The organism is Pseudomonas sp. PL-6, assembly GCF_054110165.1.
In genome coordinates this window covers 3,155,820-3,172,141 of record NZ_CM134189.1, presented here as the reverse complement: position 1 = coordinate 3,172,141, position 16,322 = coordinate 3,155,820, and the positions used below count along the sequence as shown (strand labels likewise).

Genomic DNA, 16,322 nt, shown 5'->3' with positions numbered 1-16,322 from the left:
AAAGACCGCCGTGCCAGGCAAGCAATGACAGCACTTTGGCATACACTTGGGGAAAGCTCAGCGAGGGTACCGATTTGCCAGAACGTAGCCATGGTTTGCAGTCATGGATCGATCGCTTGAACCAAGCCGAACTGCCCGCGCTGGCCGCCGTGGTGCAGGATTTGCAGCGCCTGGCGCAGCAGGATTCGGCCTCGGTGCAGCAATTGGCCGACGTGCTGCTGCGCGACGCGGCGCTGACCTCCAAGGTGCTGCGGGTCGGCAACAGCGTCTATTACAACCCCTCGCAGGAGGCCATCAAGACCATCTCGCGGGCCATCGTGCTGATCGGTTTCGACAACGTGCGGCTGATCGGCCTGTCGGTCAGCCTGATCGACGGTCTGCTCACCCGCGCTCCGCGCGAGCAGCTGCAGGAGCTGCTGGCGCGCTCCTTCCACGCCGCGGTGCAGGCGCGCAACATCGCCGGGTACGTGCTCTCCAAGCATGCCGAGGAAGTGTTCATCGCCGCCTTGCTCCACCACCTGGGCGAACTGGCGTTCTGGGGCTGCGGCGGCGAACAAGCCGACGAGCTGGCCGCCGCCCTGGCCCAGCCCGGGGTGGAGGTGGACGAGGCGGTGCGCGAGGTGCTCGGCACCAGTTTCCGGCAGTTGACCCAGGGCCTGGTGAAAAGCTGGAACCTGGGCGAAACCGTCAGCCTGGCGCATGCCGGCGCCAACCAGCACGACCCGGCGGCCTACGCGGTGCAACTGGGCGTGCGCATCAGCGAGGCGGCGCTGCACGGCTGGGATTCGCCGGAAATGGAGGCGGTGCTGGCGAAGATGGCCGCCTTCGTCGACCTCAGCCCGGAGGATGCCCTGCAGCAGGTGCTGGCCAGCGCCGAGGAGGCGGTCAAGGTGGCCTCCACCTTCGGCGCCAGCAAGCTGTGCCGACTGATTCCCAATACCGACCCCGAACAGATCCGCCTGCAGCAGGAGGAGCGCAAGGCGCGCCTGTTGCAGCCGGATCTGCTGGCGCTGCAGCAGGCCTTGCAGGATCTCGGCCTGATGGTGAGCAAGCGCGGCGACGTCGGCCTGATCCTCGACACCCTGCTCAAGGGCCTGCATCGCGGCGCCGGCTTGGAGCGGGTGATGCTGGCGGTGCTGGCCGACGAGCAGAGCTGTTTCCGCGCCAAGCGGGTGATCGGCGACAAGACCGAGCAGTGGTTGAAGGATTTCGTCCTGCCGGCCGAGCAGGTGGAACAGCCGCATGTCTTCAGCTATGCCCTGCGTCATCGCGAGGCGATCTGGATGGGCGTGCCGGCCAGCTACAACCTGGCCGAGCTGGTCACCCAGCCGATCCGCCGCAGCCTGGGAGCGGGGATGTTCTTCATCGCGCCGATCATTGCGGGGACGCGCGAGATCGGCGTGCTCTACGCCGACAGCCGGCTGTCCGGGCGTGCGCTGCGCCACGAGCAGTTCGTCGCCTTCCAGCGTTTCACCCAGCTGACCGGGCGTTGTCTGGAGGCCTTGAGCCGGCGCTGATCAGGGCAGATAGAGGGTCAGCATCTGTCCCGGGCGCAGGCTGCTGCTGCGCGGGTTCCAGGCCTGCAGGCGCTTGAGGTCGATCTTGAAGCGCTTGGCGATGACGTACAGCGAGTCGCCTTTCTGCACCCGGTAGTAGGTGGCCTTGTCGCGCGAGGTGCTGCTGCGCGTGTTGCTGGCGACCTGGCTGCCCGTGTCGGCAGGCGCCAGGCTGAGGCGCTGGCCGACCTTCAACTGGTTGCCTCGCAGCTTGTTCCAGCGCTGCAGGTCGTGCACCGAGACCTGGTGGGCGCGGGCGATCTGCCACAGGTTGTCGCCGTCTTTCACCTGATAGCTGCGCGCTGCCGGCGCCTGTGCCGTGCTGCGCTGGTACAGCGGTTCGCTCGGCTGCGCGCCGGGCTTGCCGGGAATGGTCAGCACCTGGCCGATACGCAGGTTGTTGCCACTGAGGCGGTTGACGTCCTTGAGCGTGTTCACCGTCAGGTGATGGCGGTTGGCGATGCCGTGCAGGCTGTCGCCGGCGCGCACGGTGTAGCTCTGCCAGGCGACCAGCTCCTGCGGTTTCATCAGGGCCAGGTTGGCGCTGAGCATCTCCGCCTTGTCCGTCGGCACCAGCAGGTGCTGCGGGCCGTCGAGGGTGACGCCGCGCTTGTAGGCGGGGTTGAGCTGCAGCAGCTCCTCCTCGTCGAGGTCGGCCAGGCGGGCGACACGCGACAGGTCCATGTGCTGCTTGATCGCCACCTGTTCGAAATAGGGCTCGTTGGCCACCGGCGACAGGCTCACGCCGTAGGCCTCCGGGGTGAGGATCACCTGCGACAGGGCCAGCAGCTTGGGCACGTAGTCTTCGGTTTCCTTGGGCAGCGCCAGGTTCCAGTAGTCGCTGGGCAGGCCGAGTTTCTCGTTGCGCTCGATGGCCCGGCTGATGCGGCCTTCGCCGGCGTTGTAGGCGGCCAGGGCGAGCAGCCAGTCGCCGTTGAACATCTCGTGCAGGCGGCTCAGGTAGTTGAGCGCAGCCTGGGTCGAGGCGGTGACGTCGCGGCGGCCGTCGTACCAACTGGTCTGGCGCAGGTTGTAGTGACGGCCGGTGGAGGGGATGAACTGCCACAGGCCGACGGCGTGGGCGGAGGAGTAGGCCTGCGGGTCGTAGGCGCTCTCGATCACCGGCAGCAGTGCCAGCTCCATGGGCATGTCGCGCTCGGCCAGGCGTTCGACGATGTAGTGGATATAGGGGGCGCTGCGTTCGCTGACGGTATCGACGTGCTTGGGGTTGCTGGCGTACCACAGGCGCAGGCGTTCGATGCGCGGGTTGATGCCGATCTCGTCCTGCAGCTTGAAACCGTCGCGCATGCGCTCCCAGATGTCGGCGTATTCGCGAGGCTTGACCTGGCTGCTGAGCCACTCCGGCTCCCGCTCCAGGCCGACGGCGCGCGAGGTGTCGGCGTCGGCCGGAGCGGACGGGGCCAGGCTCTGACAGCCGGCCAGGGTCATGCAGCACATCACCACGAGCACCTGAGTGCTTTGTGCCAATGCCTTTAAATTCAAGGACTTGCGTGGTGATAAAGGCATTGGTCGAGGTGGTATTCCCGGCGAAAAGGTCGGGCGATTCTAGGAATCGAGCCTGGACTGGTCAAGTTTTCACCAGTCTTTTGTGACCGGCATCCCTGTCGGTCAGCCTGCCGGGCCATCGCCAGCGACGTCAAAAACTGCTCCCGGCAATGGTTGGTGGCCCGCCATCCCGGGCGGCCACTCTTCGGGCCGTCGCAGAGCGACGTCAAAAAACGCTCCAGGCGTTTTCTTGCGCGCCCGTCGTGCTTTTAGAACCGGTCTTTCCAGGCGCGCAGGCTGGCGAACACGGCGCTTGGCTCGGCAAGGGTCCGGCCGTCGCGCCGTTCGGCGGCGCCGATCACCGCAGCCTCGGCAGTGCGCAGGAAGGGGTTGCTGGCCAGCTCCAGGGCGATGTTCGAGGGCAGGCTGATGCGCCCGGCCTCGCGCCAGCGGCTGACCTCGGCCAGACGGGCGGCGATCTGCGGATTGTCCGGCTCCACCGCCTGGGCGAAGCGCAGGTTGCTCAGGGTGTACTCATGGGTGCAATACACCTGGGTGGCGCCGGGCAGCGCCGCCAGGCGCCCGAGCGATTCGTGCATCTGCTGCGGCGTGCCCTCGAACAGGCGCCCGCAGCCGCCGGCGAACAGGGTGTCGCCGCAGAACAGCAGGTGCTGCTCGGCCTGGTAATAGGCGATATGACCGAGGGTATGACCGGGCACGGCGATGATCCGAAACTTCAGGCCGAGCACCTCGATGCTGTCGTTGTCGCTCAGGCCCAGGTCCCGTCCCGGGATGTTTTCGTCTGCCGGGCCGAGCACGCGGGCGCCGGTGGCGGCCTTGAGCCCTTCGATGCCGCCGACATGGTCGAAATGATGATGGGTGACCAGGATGTCGCTGAGCTGCCAGCCCGGATGGGCCGCCAGCCAGGCCAGCACCGGCGCCGCATCGCCCGGGTCGACCACGGCGCAGCGCTGGCTGGCGGCATCCTGCAGCAACCAGAGGTAGTTGTCGGTGAAGGCGGGCAGGGCGTCGATGCGGATCATTGCGGGTCGCTAAGCTGCTAATAAAGGTGCATCTTAGTCCCCATGCACGACGACTGTCATGAGAGGAATCCGATGAGCGATCAGGCATTCGCCCAGGCCGACCCCGACTGGCTCAAGCTGATCGGCGAGGCCCGTGACTGGCTGGCCGGGCCGCTCGGCCAGTTGCTGCTGGGCGAGGAGCGGCGCCTGCTGGAGGAGGAGCTGGCGAAATTCTTCGGCGGTTACCTGGTCAGCTATGGCCCGGGGGCCGAGCCGCCGCCGGATGTCGGGCAGATCCAGTGCAACGTGCGCCTCGGGGCGCCGCTGCCGGGGGTGCAGATCGTCTGCGAGGAGCAGGCCTGGCCGCTCAGCGAGCACGCCGCCGACGTGGTGGTGCTGCAGCACGGCCTGGATTTCAGCCTGTCGCCGCACGGCCTGCTGCGCGAGGCGGCGCGCAGCGTGCGGCCGGGCGGCCATCTGCTGATTCTCGGCATCAACCCCTGGAGCAGCTGGGGCGCCTGCAGCCTGTTCGCCGGCGACGGACTCAAGCGCGCACGCTGCATCTCGCCCAATCGGGTCGGCGACTGGTTGACCCTGCTCGGCTTCGCGCTGGAGAAACGCCGCTTCGGGTGCTATCGTCCGCCGCTCGCTGCAGCGGCCTGGCAAGCGCGCCTGAGCCGACTGGAGCAATGGGGCGAGGCCTGGCAGTTGCCGGGTGCCGGCTTCTATCTATTGGTGGCGCGCAAGCTGGTGGTCGGCTTGCGCCCGCTGCGTCCGGCACGCCGCGAGCCCATGGGCAAGCTGCTGCCGATGCCGGTGGCCAAGGTCAGCCGGCGCAATGCCGAACGTTAGGCGCTCTACGAGAAGTGCCTGCGCGCGGCGATTTTCGTAGGCCTGGGAACAATGTCTGAAACCGATCAAGTCGTGATCTATACCGATGGCGCCTGCAAGGGCAACCCCGGCCCCGGCGGCTGGGGCGCTCTACTGGTCTACCGGGGGGCGGAAAAGGAACTCTGGGGCGGTGATCCCAGTACCACCAACAATCGCATGGAACTGATGGCGGCAATTGCCGGGCTGGTTGCTCTGACCCGGCCCTGCTCGGTCAAGCTGGTGACCGACTCGCAGTACGTGATGAAGGGCATCCAGGAATGGCTGCCGAACTGGAAGAAACGCGGCTGGAAAACCGCTGCCAAGGAGCCGGTGAAGAATGCCGACCTCTGGCAGAAGCTGGATGAGGAGGTCAACCGCCACCAGGTCAGCTGGCAATGGGTGCGCGGCCACACCGGTCATCCCGGCAACGAGCGTGCCGACCAGTTGGCCAACCGCGGCGTCGACGAGGTGCGCGCGGCGCGCTGAGTCGCTGGGTTAAGATGCCGCACTGGCCGCGTGCGGCAAGCGATCGATGAGAGAGACGAGACGTGACAAGCGATAACAGTGTCATCCGCTACGTGGTGCTGGACACCGAAACCACGGGTATGCCGGTCGCCGAGGGGCACCGCATCATCGAGATCGGCTGCGTCGAGCTGCTCGGCCGGCGCCTGACCGGGCGGCATTTTCACGTCTACCTCAATCCGGATCGCGAGATCGACGAAGGCGCCATCGCGGTTCACGGCATCACCAACGAATACGTCGCCGACAAGCCGCGGTTCAAGGACGTGGCCGATGAGTTCTACGAATTCATCAAGGGCGCCCAGCTGATCATCCACAACGCGGCGTTCGACGTCGGCTTCATCAACAACGAGTTCGCCCTGCTGGGGCAGAGCGAGCGCGCCGACGTCAGCGACTACTGCACCGTGCTCGACACCCTGATGATGGCGCGCGAGCGTCATCCGGGGCAGCGCAACAGCCTGGATGCGCTGTGCAAGCGCTACGGCGTGGACAACTCCAACCGTGAACTGCACGGCGCCTTGCTCGACTCGGAGATCCTCGCCGACGTTTATCTGGCGATGACCGGCGGGCAGACCAACCTGTCGCTGGCCGGCGAAGGTGGTGACGGCGATGGCAGCGGTCGCCAGCAGGCCAGTCCGATCCGCCGTCTGGACGCCGCGCGGCCGCGCACCCGGGTGATCCGCGCCAGCCAGGACGAGCTGGCCGCGCACCTGGCGCGGCTGGCGGCCATCGAGAAATCCGCCGGTGGGCCGGCCCTGTGGGCGCAGCTGGAACAGGCGCCGGAATAAGCCAACAGCGCAATTGCGACCTTTTCGTATAGCGTGACGCATGGGGGGTTCCGCCCGTTCGGGCGAGCCTCTACCCTGAGGCGATGGGCAGGTCGGACCTGCCAGCCTTCAGGACGTCACAATGTACAAAGACCTCAAATTCCCCGTCCTCATCGTCCACCGCGATATCAAGGCCGATACCGTCGCCGGTGATCGCGTGCGCGCCATCGCCCAGGAGCTGACGCAGGACGGCTTCAGCATCCTGCCCACGGCCAGCGCCGCCGAGGGGCGCATCGTCGCCTCCACCCACCACGGCCTGGCCTGCATCCTGGTGGCCGCCGAGGGCGCGGGGGAGAACCAGCGCCTGCTGCAGGACATGGTCGAGCTGATTCGTATCGCCCGCGTGCGCGCGCCGCAGCTGCCGATCTTCGCCCTCGGCGAACAGGTGACCATCGAGAACGCGCCGGCCGAGGCCATGGCCGATCTCAACCACCTGCGCGGCATCCTCTACCTATATGAGGACACCGTGTCCTTCCTCGCCCGCCAGGTGGCGCGCGCCGCGCACAATTACCTCGACGGCCTGCTGCCGCCGTTCTTCAAGGCGCTGGTGCAGCACACCGCGCAATCGAACTATTCCTGGCACACGCCCGGCCACGGCGGCGGCGTGGCCTACCGCAAGAGCCCGGTGGGCCAGGCCTTCCACCAGTTCTTCGGCGAGAACACCCTGCGCTCGGACTTGTCCGTGTCGGTGCCGGAGCTGGGCTCGCTGCTCGACCACACAGGGCCGCTGGCCGAGGCCGAGGCCCGCGCCGCGCGCAACTTCGGCGCCGACCACACCTTCTTCGTGATCAACGGCACCTCGACGGCGAACAAGATCGTCTGGCACTCGATGGTCGGTCGCGACGACCTGGTGCTGGTCGACCGCAACTGCCACAAGTCGATCCTGCATTCGATCATCATGACCGGCGCCATCCCGCTGTACCTGTGCCCGGAGCGCAACGAGCTGGGCATCATCGGGCCTATCCCCCTGAGTGAGTTCAGCAGGGAATCGATCCAGGCCAAGATCGACGCCAGCCCGCTGGCCAAGGGCCGCGCGCCCAAGGTCAAGCTGGCGGTGGTGACCAACTCCACCTACGACGGTCTGTGCTACAACGCCGAGATGGTCAAGCAGGCCCTGGGCGATTCGGTGGAGGTGCTGCACTTCGACGAGGCCTGGTACGCCTACGCCGCCTTCCACGAGTTTTACGCCGGGCGCTATGGCATGGGCACCCGCTGCGACGAGCACTCGCCGCTGGTGTTTTCCACCCACTCCACGCACAAGCTGCTGGCAGCCTTCAGCCAGGCTTCGATGATCCACGTGCAGGACGGCGGGCAGCGCCAGCTGGACCGCGACCGCTTCAACGAAGCCTTCATGATGCACATCTCCACCTCGCCGCAGTACGGCATCATCGCCTCGCTGGACGTGGCCTCGGCGATGATGGAGGGCCCGGCCGGGCGCTCGCTGATCCAGGAAACCTTCGACGAGGCGCTGAGCTTCCGCCGCGCCCTGGCCAATGTGCGGCGCAATCTCGGCGCCGATGACTGGTGGTTCAGCATCTGGCAGCCGGCGGCGGCTGACGGTGCCGATAGCCTGGCCACCGCCGACTGGGTGTTGCAGCCGGATGCCGACTGGCATGGTTTCGGGGAAGTGGCCGAGGACTACGTGCTGCTCGATCCGATCAAGGTGACCCTGGTGATGCCCGGGCTCAATGCCGCCGGCAAGCTGGAGGAGCAAGGCATCCCCGCGGCGGTGGTCAGCAAGTTCCTCTGGGAGCGCGGCCTGGTGGTGGAGAAGACCGGTCTGTATTCCTTCCTGGTGCTGTTCTCCATGGGTATCACCAAGGGCAAGTGGAGCACCCTGCTGACCGAGCTGCTGGAGTTCAAGCGCAGCTACGACGCCAACCTGCCGCTGACCCAGGTGCTGCCGTCCATCGCCCAGGCCGGCGCGGGGCGCTACCAGGGCATGGGCCTGCGCGATCTGTGCGACGCGTTGCACGGCTGCTACCGCGACAACGCCACGGCCAAGGCGCTGAAGAGCATGTACACGGCGCTGCCGGAAGTGGCGATCAAGCCGGCCGAGGCCTACGACCGCCTGGTGCGCGGCGCGGTTGAGGCGGTGCCGATCGAGCGGCTGGAGGGGCGCATCGCCGCGGTGATGCTGGTGCCCTATCCGCCAGGTATCCCGCTGATCATGCCCGGCGAGCGCTTCACCGCGGCGAGCCGTTCGATCCTCGACTACCTGGCCTTCGCCCGCACCTTCGATCAGGCCTTCCCGGGCTTCGATATCGACGTACACGGTCTGCAGACCGAGGCTGGCCAGTACTGCGTCGACTGCCTGACGGAGTGAGCTTGGCGCTCTGCCGGGGGAACGAGACCCTCGGCAGATCAATCCCTTATTCACGATAGTCAATGCAGTTCTTAACCTCCGGGGCGTGCCCTGCGTCACAGCGGCAAGCATCGACTTTTATGTCGTGCTTGTTATAGTTGCTCGGTTTTAATCACAAAATAATTGCGTGCGCTGCCGAGCAGCGGCTGAGGATGACTGCCGTGTCCGACTACCAAGCCTTTCGCGTCGAACTGGCGGACAAGATCGCCCATGTGCAGATCAACCGTCCGGACAAGGTCAATGCCATGAACGCCGACTTCTGGCGCGAGATCATCGAGATCTTCCGCTGGATCGATGCCACCGATGCGGTGCGCGTGGTGGTGCTGTCCGGCGCAGGCAAGCATTTCTCCTCCGGTATCGATCTGATGCTGCTGGCCTCGGTCGGTGCCCGGCTGGGTAAGGACGTCGGGCGTAACGCCGAAGCGCTGCGCCGGGTGATCCTCGACCTGCAGGCTTCCTTCAACGCCGTCGACAACTGCCGCAAGCCGGTGCTGGCGGCCATCCAGGGTTACTGCCTGGGCGGCGCCATCGACCTGATCAGCGCTTGCGACATGCGCTATGCGACGCTCGACGCGCAATTCTCGATCAAGGAAATCGACATGGGCATGGCCGCTGACGTCGGCACCCTGCAGCGCCTGCCGCGGATCATCGGCGACGGCATGATGCGCGAGCTGGCGTTCACCGGGCGCAGCATCGACGGCGCCGAGGCCCAGCGCATCGGTCTGGTCAACCGCACCTACGAGAGCCAGGAGGCGCTGCTCGCCGGGGTGCTGCAGATCGCCGGCGAGATCGCGGCTAAGTCGCCGGTGGCGGTGCGCGGCACCAAGGAAATGATTCGCTACATGCGCGACCACCGGGTCGACGATGGCCTCGAGTACATCGCCACCTGGAACGCGGCCATGCTGCAGTCCGAAGACCTGCGCCTGGCCATGACCGCGCACATGAGCAAGCAGAAACCGGAGTTCGCCGACTGATGTCGTATCCACTGTTGTCCGCAGCGAGCCGCGAGGTGCCCAGAGCATGGTGAGTGGAGCCACATCCCTGAGCCTGGTGCGCGACGAACTGTTCGTCACCATGGAAGAGGCCGAGCAGAGCCTCGAGCACTTCATCGCCGAACGGCACAACGGCAGCCTGTTGCAGCAGGCGGTGGAGAGCCTGCAGCAGGTGCGCGGCACGCTCAAATTGATCGAGCTGGCCGGCGCCGAGCTGCTGGCTCAGGAAGTGCTGGACCAGGCCACCGACATCCCCGCCGGCGCCGGCGAGGAGCGCGACGTGCAGCTGGCGGCGCTGAGCAACGCGCTGCACGTGCTGCGCCGCTACCTGGAAAACGTCGACGCCCATCGCCAGGAAATGCCCGAGCTGCTGCTGCCGGCGATCAACGACCTGCGCCAGGCCGGCGCCCAGCAGCCGCTGCCGGAAAGCTTCTTCTTCAGCGTGCGCCTCGACCAGGCCCGACCGCACAGCGCCAGCCTGGCACTCGACGGCGCGGCCAAGCTGGCCGAAGGCAAGCGCCTGCGCCATATGTACCAGGTGGGCTTGCTCGGCTTTATCCGCGAGCAGAACCCACAGGCCAGCCTCAAGCTGATGGTGCGCGCCATGGGCCGCCTGGACAGCCTGTTCGCCAACGAGCCGCGCGGGCGCATGTGCTGGATCGGCGCCGCCGCCATTGAGGCGCAGAGCGACGGCCAGCTGCTGCCGCGCAAGTCGCGCAAGCAGCTGTTCTCGCGCCTGGATCGCGAACTCAAGCTGATGCTGGGCAACCCGCAGTACGAGGCGCCGCGCAGCCTGCTCAAGGAATTGCTGTACCTGGTGGCCCTGGCCGACAGTCACGGCCCGCATGCCAGTGCCATGCGCCAGGTGTTCGGCCTGACCCCGCTGCCGTTCACCGACCACCTGCTGGAAGCCGAGTACCAGCGCCTGGCCGGCCCCGGCAAGGCGGTGATGCGTTCGCTGTCCACCGCCATTCGCGAGGAGCTGGCCAGCGTCAAGGACATGCTCGACCTGATGGAGCGCGGCACCCTGCAGAGCGAGACCCTGGGCACGCTGCACGCCCTGCTCGGCAAGCTGGCCAAGACCCTGGGCATGGTCGGCCTGACCTCCGCCGGCAACGCCCTCGGCGCCCAGTTGCCACTGGTCGCCGCCTGGAGCGATGCCACGCCGCCGGCGCCTGCGCAGTTGCACAAGCTGGCCGATGCGGTGCTCTACGTCGAAGGCATGGTCGCCAGTCTGGAACGCGGCGAAAGCCGCGACACGCGACCGACCCCGGCCGAGCCGGGCAGCGAGGCTGATTCCTTCGCCAGCCACCAGCTCAACGAGGCGCGCATCGTCGTGGTCGATGAGGCTCAGGCCGGCCTGGCCCTGGCCAAGCGGGCGATCACCGCCTACCTGGAAGCCGGCGGCGACAGGATGCACCTGGCCAACGTGCCGTTCAGCCTGCAGGCGGTGCGTGGTGGCCTGTGGTTCCTCGAGCAGCGCCGTGCGGCGACCCTGGTCGGCGCCTGCGCCGACTATATCCAGACGCGCATGCTCGAGTCCGGGCAGATGCCCTCCGAGCAGATGCTGGAAACCCTGGCCGACGCCCTGAGCAGCCTGGAGTACTACCTGGAAGCCGGCGCCGTGCTGCGTCCGGAAACCCAGCCCAGCGTACTCGACCTGGCCGAGGAGAGCGTCAAGGCCCTGGGAATGCCGGTGGCGGCCTGATGGTCTGGCGCAACGCCTTTCTCGACCCCGCCCAGCCCGGCGGTTGGGCGCTGCTGTACTGCCGGCAGCAGTTTCTCGCCGACGCCAACGGCGTGCTGTTTCCCCGCGACTGGATCAAGCGCCAGGAGCTGGACATTCTCGCCGAGCAGGGCATAGGCCATTTCGGCGAGGATGCCGTCTACCTGCTGCAGGTTACGCCCTCCACCCAGCTGGACGGCGCCAGCTGGCAGAGCCTGCGCCAGTTCATGCTGCAGGGCGAGGCCGAGACCTTCCGCATGCTCGCCTACGCCGCGCAGATCGGCACCTGGTATGCCGAGCATCGTTTCTGCGGCAGTTGCGGCGCGCCGACCCGCCAGCTACCCGGCGAGCGGGCGATGCGCTGCGACGCCTGCGAGTCGCAACACTATCCGCGCATCTCGCCGAGCATGATCGTGCTGGTCAGTCGCGGCGACGAAATCCTTCTGGCCCGTTCGCCGCGTTTCGTCGCCGGGGTCTACAGCACCCTGGCCGGCTTCGTCGAGCCGGGCGAGTCGGTGGAACATTGCGTGGCGCGCGAGGTGCGCGAGGAGGTTGGCGTCGAGGTGCGCAACCTGCAGTACATCGGCAGCCAGGGCTGGCCCTTCCCGCATTCGCTGATGCTCGGCTTTCACGCCGAGTACGCCGGCGGCGAGATCGTCATGCAGGCGGACGAGATCGAGGATGCCCGCTGGTTCCGCGTCGACGACCTGCCGCCGCTGCCGGCGTCGCGCTCCATCGCCCGCCACCTGATCGATCTCTACGTGGCACGCCGATTGGGTTTGCCCGAGCCTGTGCTGCCAGCGTAAGACCCCTTGTAGGAGCGGCTTCGGCCGCGAACCTCGGTTACCTTTTCGCGGCTCAAGCCGCTCCTACAAGATCCCGGATGGCCCGTCGGAGCTAGCCAAACCAGTGCTGCCAGGCCAGGCGCGCGGTCAGCGCCAGCACCACCAGGATGAACACCGGGCGGATGAACTTCGAGCCGCCCTTGATCGCCGTGCGCGCACCGAGGAAGGCTCCGACCATCAACGCCGCGCCCATGCTCAGTCCCAGCACCCAGGCCACCTGCCCGAAGGCGATGAACACCGCCAGCGCCGCGGCGTTGCTGACGAAGTTCATGGTACGTGCCACGCCGCTGGCGCGAACCAGGTCGAGCGGGTAGAGCAGCAGGCTGCTGACGGTCCAGAAGGCACCGGTGCCGGGGCCGGCGACGCCGTCGTAGAAGCCCAGGCCAAGACCTTGCGGCCACTGGCGGCCGCGGGCGATGGGTAGGTTCTGCTCGCTCGGCGCTTCGGGCGTGCGACCGAACAGCAGGTACAGGCCGCAGGCGAACACCACCGCCGGCAGCATCTGGTTGAGCCATTCGGCCGGCAGCCAGTGGGCGATCAGCGCGCCGAGCAGGGCGCCGATCAGCGTGGCCAGCAGCGCCCCGCGCCATTGTCCGGGATCGAACAGCTTGCGCCGGTAGAAGGTCAGCGCCGCGGTGCCCGAGCCGAAGGTGGCGCACAGCTTGTTGGTGCCCAGCACCAGGTGCGGCGGCAGCCCGGCGGTGAGCAGCGCGGGAATGGTCAGCAGGCCGCCGCCGCCGGCGATGGCGTCGATGAAACCGGCGATGAAGGCGACCAGCGCCAGGATGGCCAGGGTGCTGGGATCGATGGCGAGTTCGAGAGCGAAGGGCATATAAAGTGTCGACTTGTGGGCGAGTGCGCAGCCTGCCGACTGTTCGGCGTCCGGCGAGCTGCGCATAATGCCGGGATTTTCCGGCGGAAGGAACGCAATAGATGCAATACGACGGGTTGGCCTGGGCGGTGGCGCTGCTGGCGGTGCTGGCACTGCTGGTGGCGCTGCGCATTCTGCTCAATAGCGGCTGGTTTCTCGGCTGGCTGCGCGGCACCTGCGGCCTGGCGTTCCTCGCCCTGGCCGGCCTGGTCGGCCTGGTCGCCTACGACCTCTACAGCTACGCGCCGTTGCCGCAGGGTAAGCCGCTGGCGACGCTCAGTTTCAAGGCCGACGGCCCGCAGCGTTACCGCGTCAGCCTGCTGGAAGGTGGCCGCGAGCGCACGCTGATCCTGGAGGGTGATCTGTGGCAGCTCGATGGCCGGCTGATCCGCTGGAAGGGCCTGGCCGAGCTGATCGGCCTGGAGCCCGGCTACCGTTTCGAGCGTTTGTCCGGACGCTTTCTTGCCATCGAACAGCAGGCCCTGGCCCAGCACGGTCGCGTGCAGCTGGCCGAGAGTCCCTACGGCGTCGACCTGTGGCGCTGGCTGCGCCTGAGCCAGCGCGACCTGCTGCTGTTCGACCCGCAGGCATTGCGCGTGACCTACCTGCCGATCGCCGCCGATGCGGTGTACAGCGTCAGCCTGACGCCGACCGGGCTGCTGGCCGAGCCGATGAATCCGGCAGCCGAAGCGGCGCTGAAGGATTGGTAGCGGCCGCTTTGCGGCCATTTGGCGACCCGGAGGGTGTCCGAAGGGCGGGAGAGGAGAGCGAAATATCCTACAAAGCAAAAAGGCACCCTAGGGTGCCTTCGTCGTTTATGCCGCTTGACCTCAGGAGAGGAAGCCACCGTCCACGTTGAGCGCCACGCCGGTGGTGTAGCTGGACGCTGCGCTGGCCAGGTACAGCACCGCGCCGGCCATCTCGCTGGGGTCGGCCACGCGCTTGAGCGGAATACGCTGCAGCGCCATGTTGAGAATGGCGTCGTTCTTGGTCAGTGCCGAGGCGAACTTGGTGTCGGTCAGGCCAGGCAGCAGGGCGTTGCAGCGGATGCCGAACTGCGCGCACTCCTTGGCGAACACCTTGGTCATGCTGATCACCGCGGCCTTGGTCACCGAGTAGATGCCCTGGAACTCGCCGGGCGAGACGCCGTTGATCGAGGCGACGTTGATGATCGAGCCGCCGCCGCCCGCCTTCATCAGCTTGCCGCCTTCGATGGACATGAAGTAGTAGCCGCGGATATTCACGTCCACGGTCTTCTGGAAGGCGCCGAGGTCGGTATCCAGCACGTTGCAGAACTGCGGGTTGGTGGCGGCGTTGTTGACCAGGATGTCGAGACGGCCGAACTGCTCCTTGATCTGCGCGAAGACGCTGGCGATCTGCTCCATCTCGCCGATGTGGCAGGCGATGGCGGTGGCCTTGCCGCCATCGGCCACGATGGCGTCGGCCACGGCCTGGCAGCCCTCGAGCTTGCGGCTGGAGACGATCACGTGCGCGCCTTGCTGGGCCAGCAGCTTGGCGATGGCCTCGCCGATGCCGCGGCTGGCGCCGGAAACGAAGGCGATCTTGCCGTCGAGGTCGAACAGTTGGGTCTTGGACATTGTGATTACCCCGGGGTTAGAGAGTGGATTTGCCGATGACCTGCAGGCTCATCTGCTCCAGCAGCTTGTTCATCTGAATGAACTGGGCGAAACGCTTGTCCAGGGTCTGGCCATGGTAGAAGCGGTAGTAGATCTGCTGGACGATGCCGGCCAGGCGGAACAGGCCGTAGGTGTAATAGAAGTCGAAGCTCTTGATCTCGATGCCGGCCTGCTCGGCGTAATAGTCGACGAACTGCTGGCGGGTGAGCATGCCGGGGGCGTTGCTCGGCTGGCGGCGCATCAGTTGCACCGGCGCCGGGTCGTCGGCCTCGATCCAGTAGGCCAGGGTGTTGCCCAGGTCCATCAGCGGGTCGCCGATGGTGGTCATTTCCCAGTCGAGCACGCCGATGATCTGCATCGGGTTGTTCGGATCGAGGATGACGTTGTCGAAGCGGTAGTCGTTGTGCACGATGCCCGGCTTGTGGTGGTCGGCCGGCATCTTGTCGCGCAGCCAGGCCTTGACCGGCTCCCAGGTGGGCGCATCGGGGGTCAGGGCCTTCTCGTAACGACTGATCCAGCCGCCGATCTGGCGCTCCACATAGCCTTCCGGCTTGCCCAGGTCGCCGAGGCCGCAGGCGTTGTAGTCGACGTTGTGCAGCTCGACCAGCTTGTCGATAAAGCTCTTGCACAGGGCGCGGGTCTGCTCGGGCGAGAAGTTCAGCTCGGCCGGCATCTCCGAGCGCAGGATGATGCCCTTGACCCGTTCCATCACGTAGAACTCGGCGCCGATCACCGACTCGTCGGTGCAGTGCACGTAGGCCTTGGGGCAGTAGGGGAAACCGGCATTGAGCTGGTTGAGGATGCGGTACTCGCGGCCCATGTCGTGCGCCGACTTGGCCTTGTGGCCGAATGGCGGGCGGCGCAGGACGAACTCCTGCTGCGGGTACTCGATCAGGTAGGTCAGGTTCGAGGCGCCGCCGGGGAACTGGCTGATCTTCGCTGCGCCGCTCAGGCCGGGAATATGGGCCTTGAGATAGGCGTCGATGACGGCGGCGTCGAGTTCTTCGCCTGCGCGGATGCGGGTGGATTGGTCGGTGAGCGCCATGCTTATCCCTTCTACTTATGATGGGTGCCCTAGATAATTGGCTAATCTAATGCTGCACCCGAACCGTCACAAGCAATACGCGCCGTTATAGGCGGGCGTGTTGCACCACAATCAAGCTGCCTGATTCGCCCGCAGGCGGCGGCTGCGCATAAAAAAACCGGAGCCCAAGGACTCCGGTTTCGTCTGTGTCACGGTCAGCCTGGACGCTTAGACCGGGAACAGTTCGCCCAGCTTCATCGCCAGCATCATGTCGCCTTCGGCGCGCAGCTTGCCGGCCATGAAGGCCTGCATGCCGTCGGTTTCGCCGCTGGTGATGCCCTTGAGGGTTTCGCTGTCCATGATCAGGGTCACGTTGGCGTTCGGGTTGTCGCCTTGCTCGACGGCGCAGGTGCCGTCCTTGACGATCAGCGCGTAGTTCTCGCCGTCTTCGATATTGAACTGGAACACCAGATCCAGGCCGGCAGCGGCGCTGGCGTTGAACTTGGATTGCATGGTTTGGACGATGTCAGCAACGCTCATGGTCTTATCCTTTTTTCAGGTT

Annotated in this window: 15 protein-coding genes; 9 read left to right on the top strand and 6 right to left on the bottom strand. The window is 66.5% G+C overall.

Annotation, left to right across the window (positions count from 1 at the left end; all coding sequences use genetic code 11):
- The first annotated feature begins 95 nt into the window (after window positions 1-95).
- On the top strand, window positions 96-1,517 hold the full coding sequence (locus ACW9UL_RS13405; protein ID WP_457787316.1) for an HDOD domain-containing protein: 1,422 nt from the start codon (window positions 96-98) through the stop codon (window positions 1,515-1,517).
- On the opposite strand, the gene ACW9UL_RS13400 is transcribed toward ACW9UL_RS13405, so the two are convergent.
- Both ACW9UL_RS13400 and gloB read right to left on the bottom strand, forming a co-directional pair.
- On the bottom strand, window positions 1,518-3,083 hold the full coding sequence (locus ACW9UL_RS13400; RefSeq protein ID WP_457787315.1) for a lytic transglycosylase domain-containing protein: 1,566 nt from the start codon (window positions 3,081-3,083) through the stop codon (window positions 1,518-1,520).
- Window positions 3,084-3,331: 248 nt separating this feature from the next.
- On the bottom strand, window positions 3,332-4,105 hold the full coding sequence (gloB, locus tag ACW9UL_RS13395; protein WP_457787314.1) for a hydroxyacylglutathione hydrolase: 774 nt from the start codon (window positions 4,103-4,105) through the stop codon (window positions 3,332-3,334).
- Between the two features lie 72 nt (window positions 4,106-4,177).
- Between gloB and ACW9UL_RS13390 the strand changes: the two genes are divergently transcribed.
- From ACW9UL_RS13390 to nudC, 7 genes are all read left to right on the top strand, one after another.
- The gene (locus ACW9UL_RS13390) at window positions 4,178-4,936 is read left to right on the top strand and encodes a methyltransferase domain-containing protein (protein WP_457787313.1); all 759 of its coding nucleotides are present in this window, start codon (window positions 4,178-4,180) and stop codon (window positions 4,934-4,936) included.
- 51 nt (window positions 4,937-4,987) lie between these two features.
- Window positions 4,988-5,440, top strand: a complete 453-nt coding sequence (rnhA, locus tag ACW9UL_RS13385; protein ID WP_021443944.1) for a ribonuclease HI — start codon at window positions 4,988-4,990, stop codon at window positions 5,438-5,440.
- An 83-nt stretch (window positions 5,441-5,523) separates the two neighbouring features.
- Window positions 5,524-6,261: a DNA polymerase III subunit epsilon gene (gene dnaQ / locus ACW9UL_RS13380; RefSeq protein WP_397486226.1), complete on the top strand. Its 738-nt coding sequence runs from the start codon at window positions 5,524-5,526 to the stop codon at window positions 6,259-6,261.
- Window positions 6,262-6,382: 121 nt separating this feature from the next.
- Window positions 6,383-8,626 carry a lysine-specific pyridoxal 5'-phosphate-dependent carboxylase LdcA gene (gene ldcA, locus ACW9UL_RS13375; protein ID WP_397484834.1) on the top strand — a complete coding sequence of 748 codons (2,244 nt, stop codon included), beginning with the start codon at window positions 6,383-6,385 and terminating at the stop codon, window positions 8,624-8,626.
- A gap of 200 nt (window positions 8,627-8,826) precedes the next feature.
- Window positions 8,827-9,639, top strand: coding sequence for a crotonase/enoyl-CoA hydratase family protein (locus ACW9UL_RS13370; protein WP_457787312.1), 813 nt, complete (start codon window positions 8,827-8,829; stop codon window positions 9,637-9,639).
- A gap of 46 nt (window positions 9,640-9,685) precedes the next feature.
- Window positions 9,686-11,365 (top strand): FimL-related protein, encoded by a 1,680-nt coding sequence (locus ACW9UL_RS13365; RefSeq protein WP_457787311.1) that lies wholly within the window; start codon window positions 9,686-9,688, stop codon window positions 11,363-11,365.
- A complete protein-coding gene (gene nudC, locus ACW9UL_RS13360; protein WP_122107973.1) occupies window positions 11,365-12,189 on the top strand; it encodes an NAD(+) diphosphatase in 825 nt (274 codons plus the stop codon). Before ACW9UL_RS13365 ends, nudC begins: the two co-directional genes overlap by 1 nt.
- Before the next feature lie 91 nt (window positions 12,190-12,280).
- Here the strand turns inward: nudC and ACW9UL_RS13355 are convergent, their stop codons facing one another.
- Window positions 12,281-13,060 (bottom strand): TSUP family transporter, encoded by a 780-nt coding sequence (locus ACW9UL_RS13355; protein WP_021443938.1) that lies wholly within the window; start codon window positions 13,058-13,060, stop codon window positions 12,281-12,283.
- Between the two features lie 101 nt (window positions 13,061-13,161).
- Here ACW9UL_RS13355 and ACW9UL_RS13350 point away from each other — a divergent pair, with 101 nt between their 5' ends.
- Entirely contained in the window at window positions 13,162-13,809 is a 648-nt protein-coding gene (locus ACW9UL_RS13350) for a hypothetical protein (protein WP_021443937.1), read from the top strand.
- Between the two features lie 120 nt (window positions 13,810-13,929).
- Here the strand turns inward: ACW9UL_RS13350 and ACW9UL_RS13345 are convergent, their stop codons facing one another.
- The 3 genes from ACW9UL_RS13345 to ACW9UL_RS13335 all read right to left on the bottom strand — a co-directional run bounded on the left by ACW9UL_RS13345 (window position 13,930) and on the right by ACW9UL_RS13335 (window position 16,300).
- Window positions 13,930-14,697, bottom strand: a complete 768-nt coding sequence (locus ACW9UL_RS13345) for an SDR family oxidoreductase (protein ID WP_122107971.1) — start codon at window positions 14,695-14,697, stop codon at window positions 13,930-13,932.
- Between the two features lie 16 nt (window positions 14,698-14,713).
- Complete coding sequence (locus ACW9UL_RS13340) at window positions 14,714-15,781, bottom strand: phosphotransferase family protein (protein ID WP_457787310.1); 1,068 nt, start codon at window positions 15,779-15,781, stop codon at window positions 14,714-14,716.
- 207 nt (window positions 15,782-15,988) lie between these two features.
- Window positions 15,989-16,300: an SCP2 sterol-binding domain-containing protein gene (locus tag ACW9UL_RS13335; RefSeq protein ID WP_003239871.1), complete on the bottom strand. Its 312-nt coding sequence runs from the start codon at window positions 16,298-16,300 to the stop codon at window positions 15,989-15,991.
- Window positions 16,301-16,322: the final 22 nt, after the last annotated feature.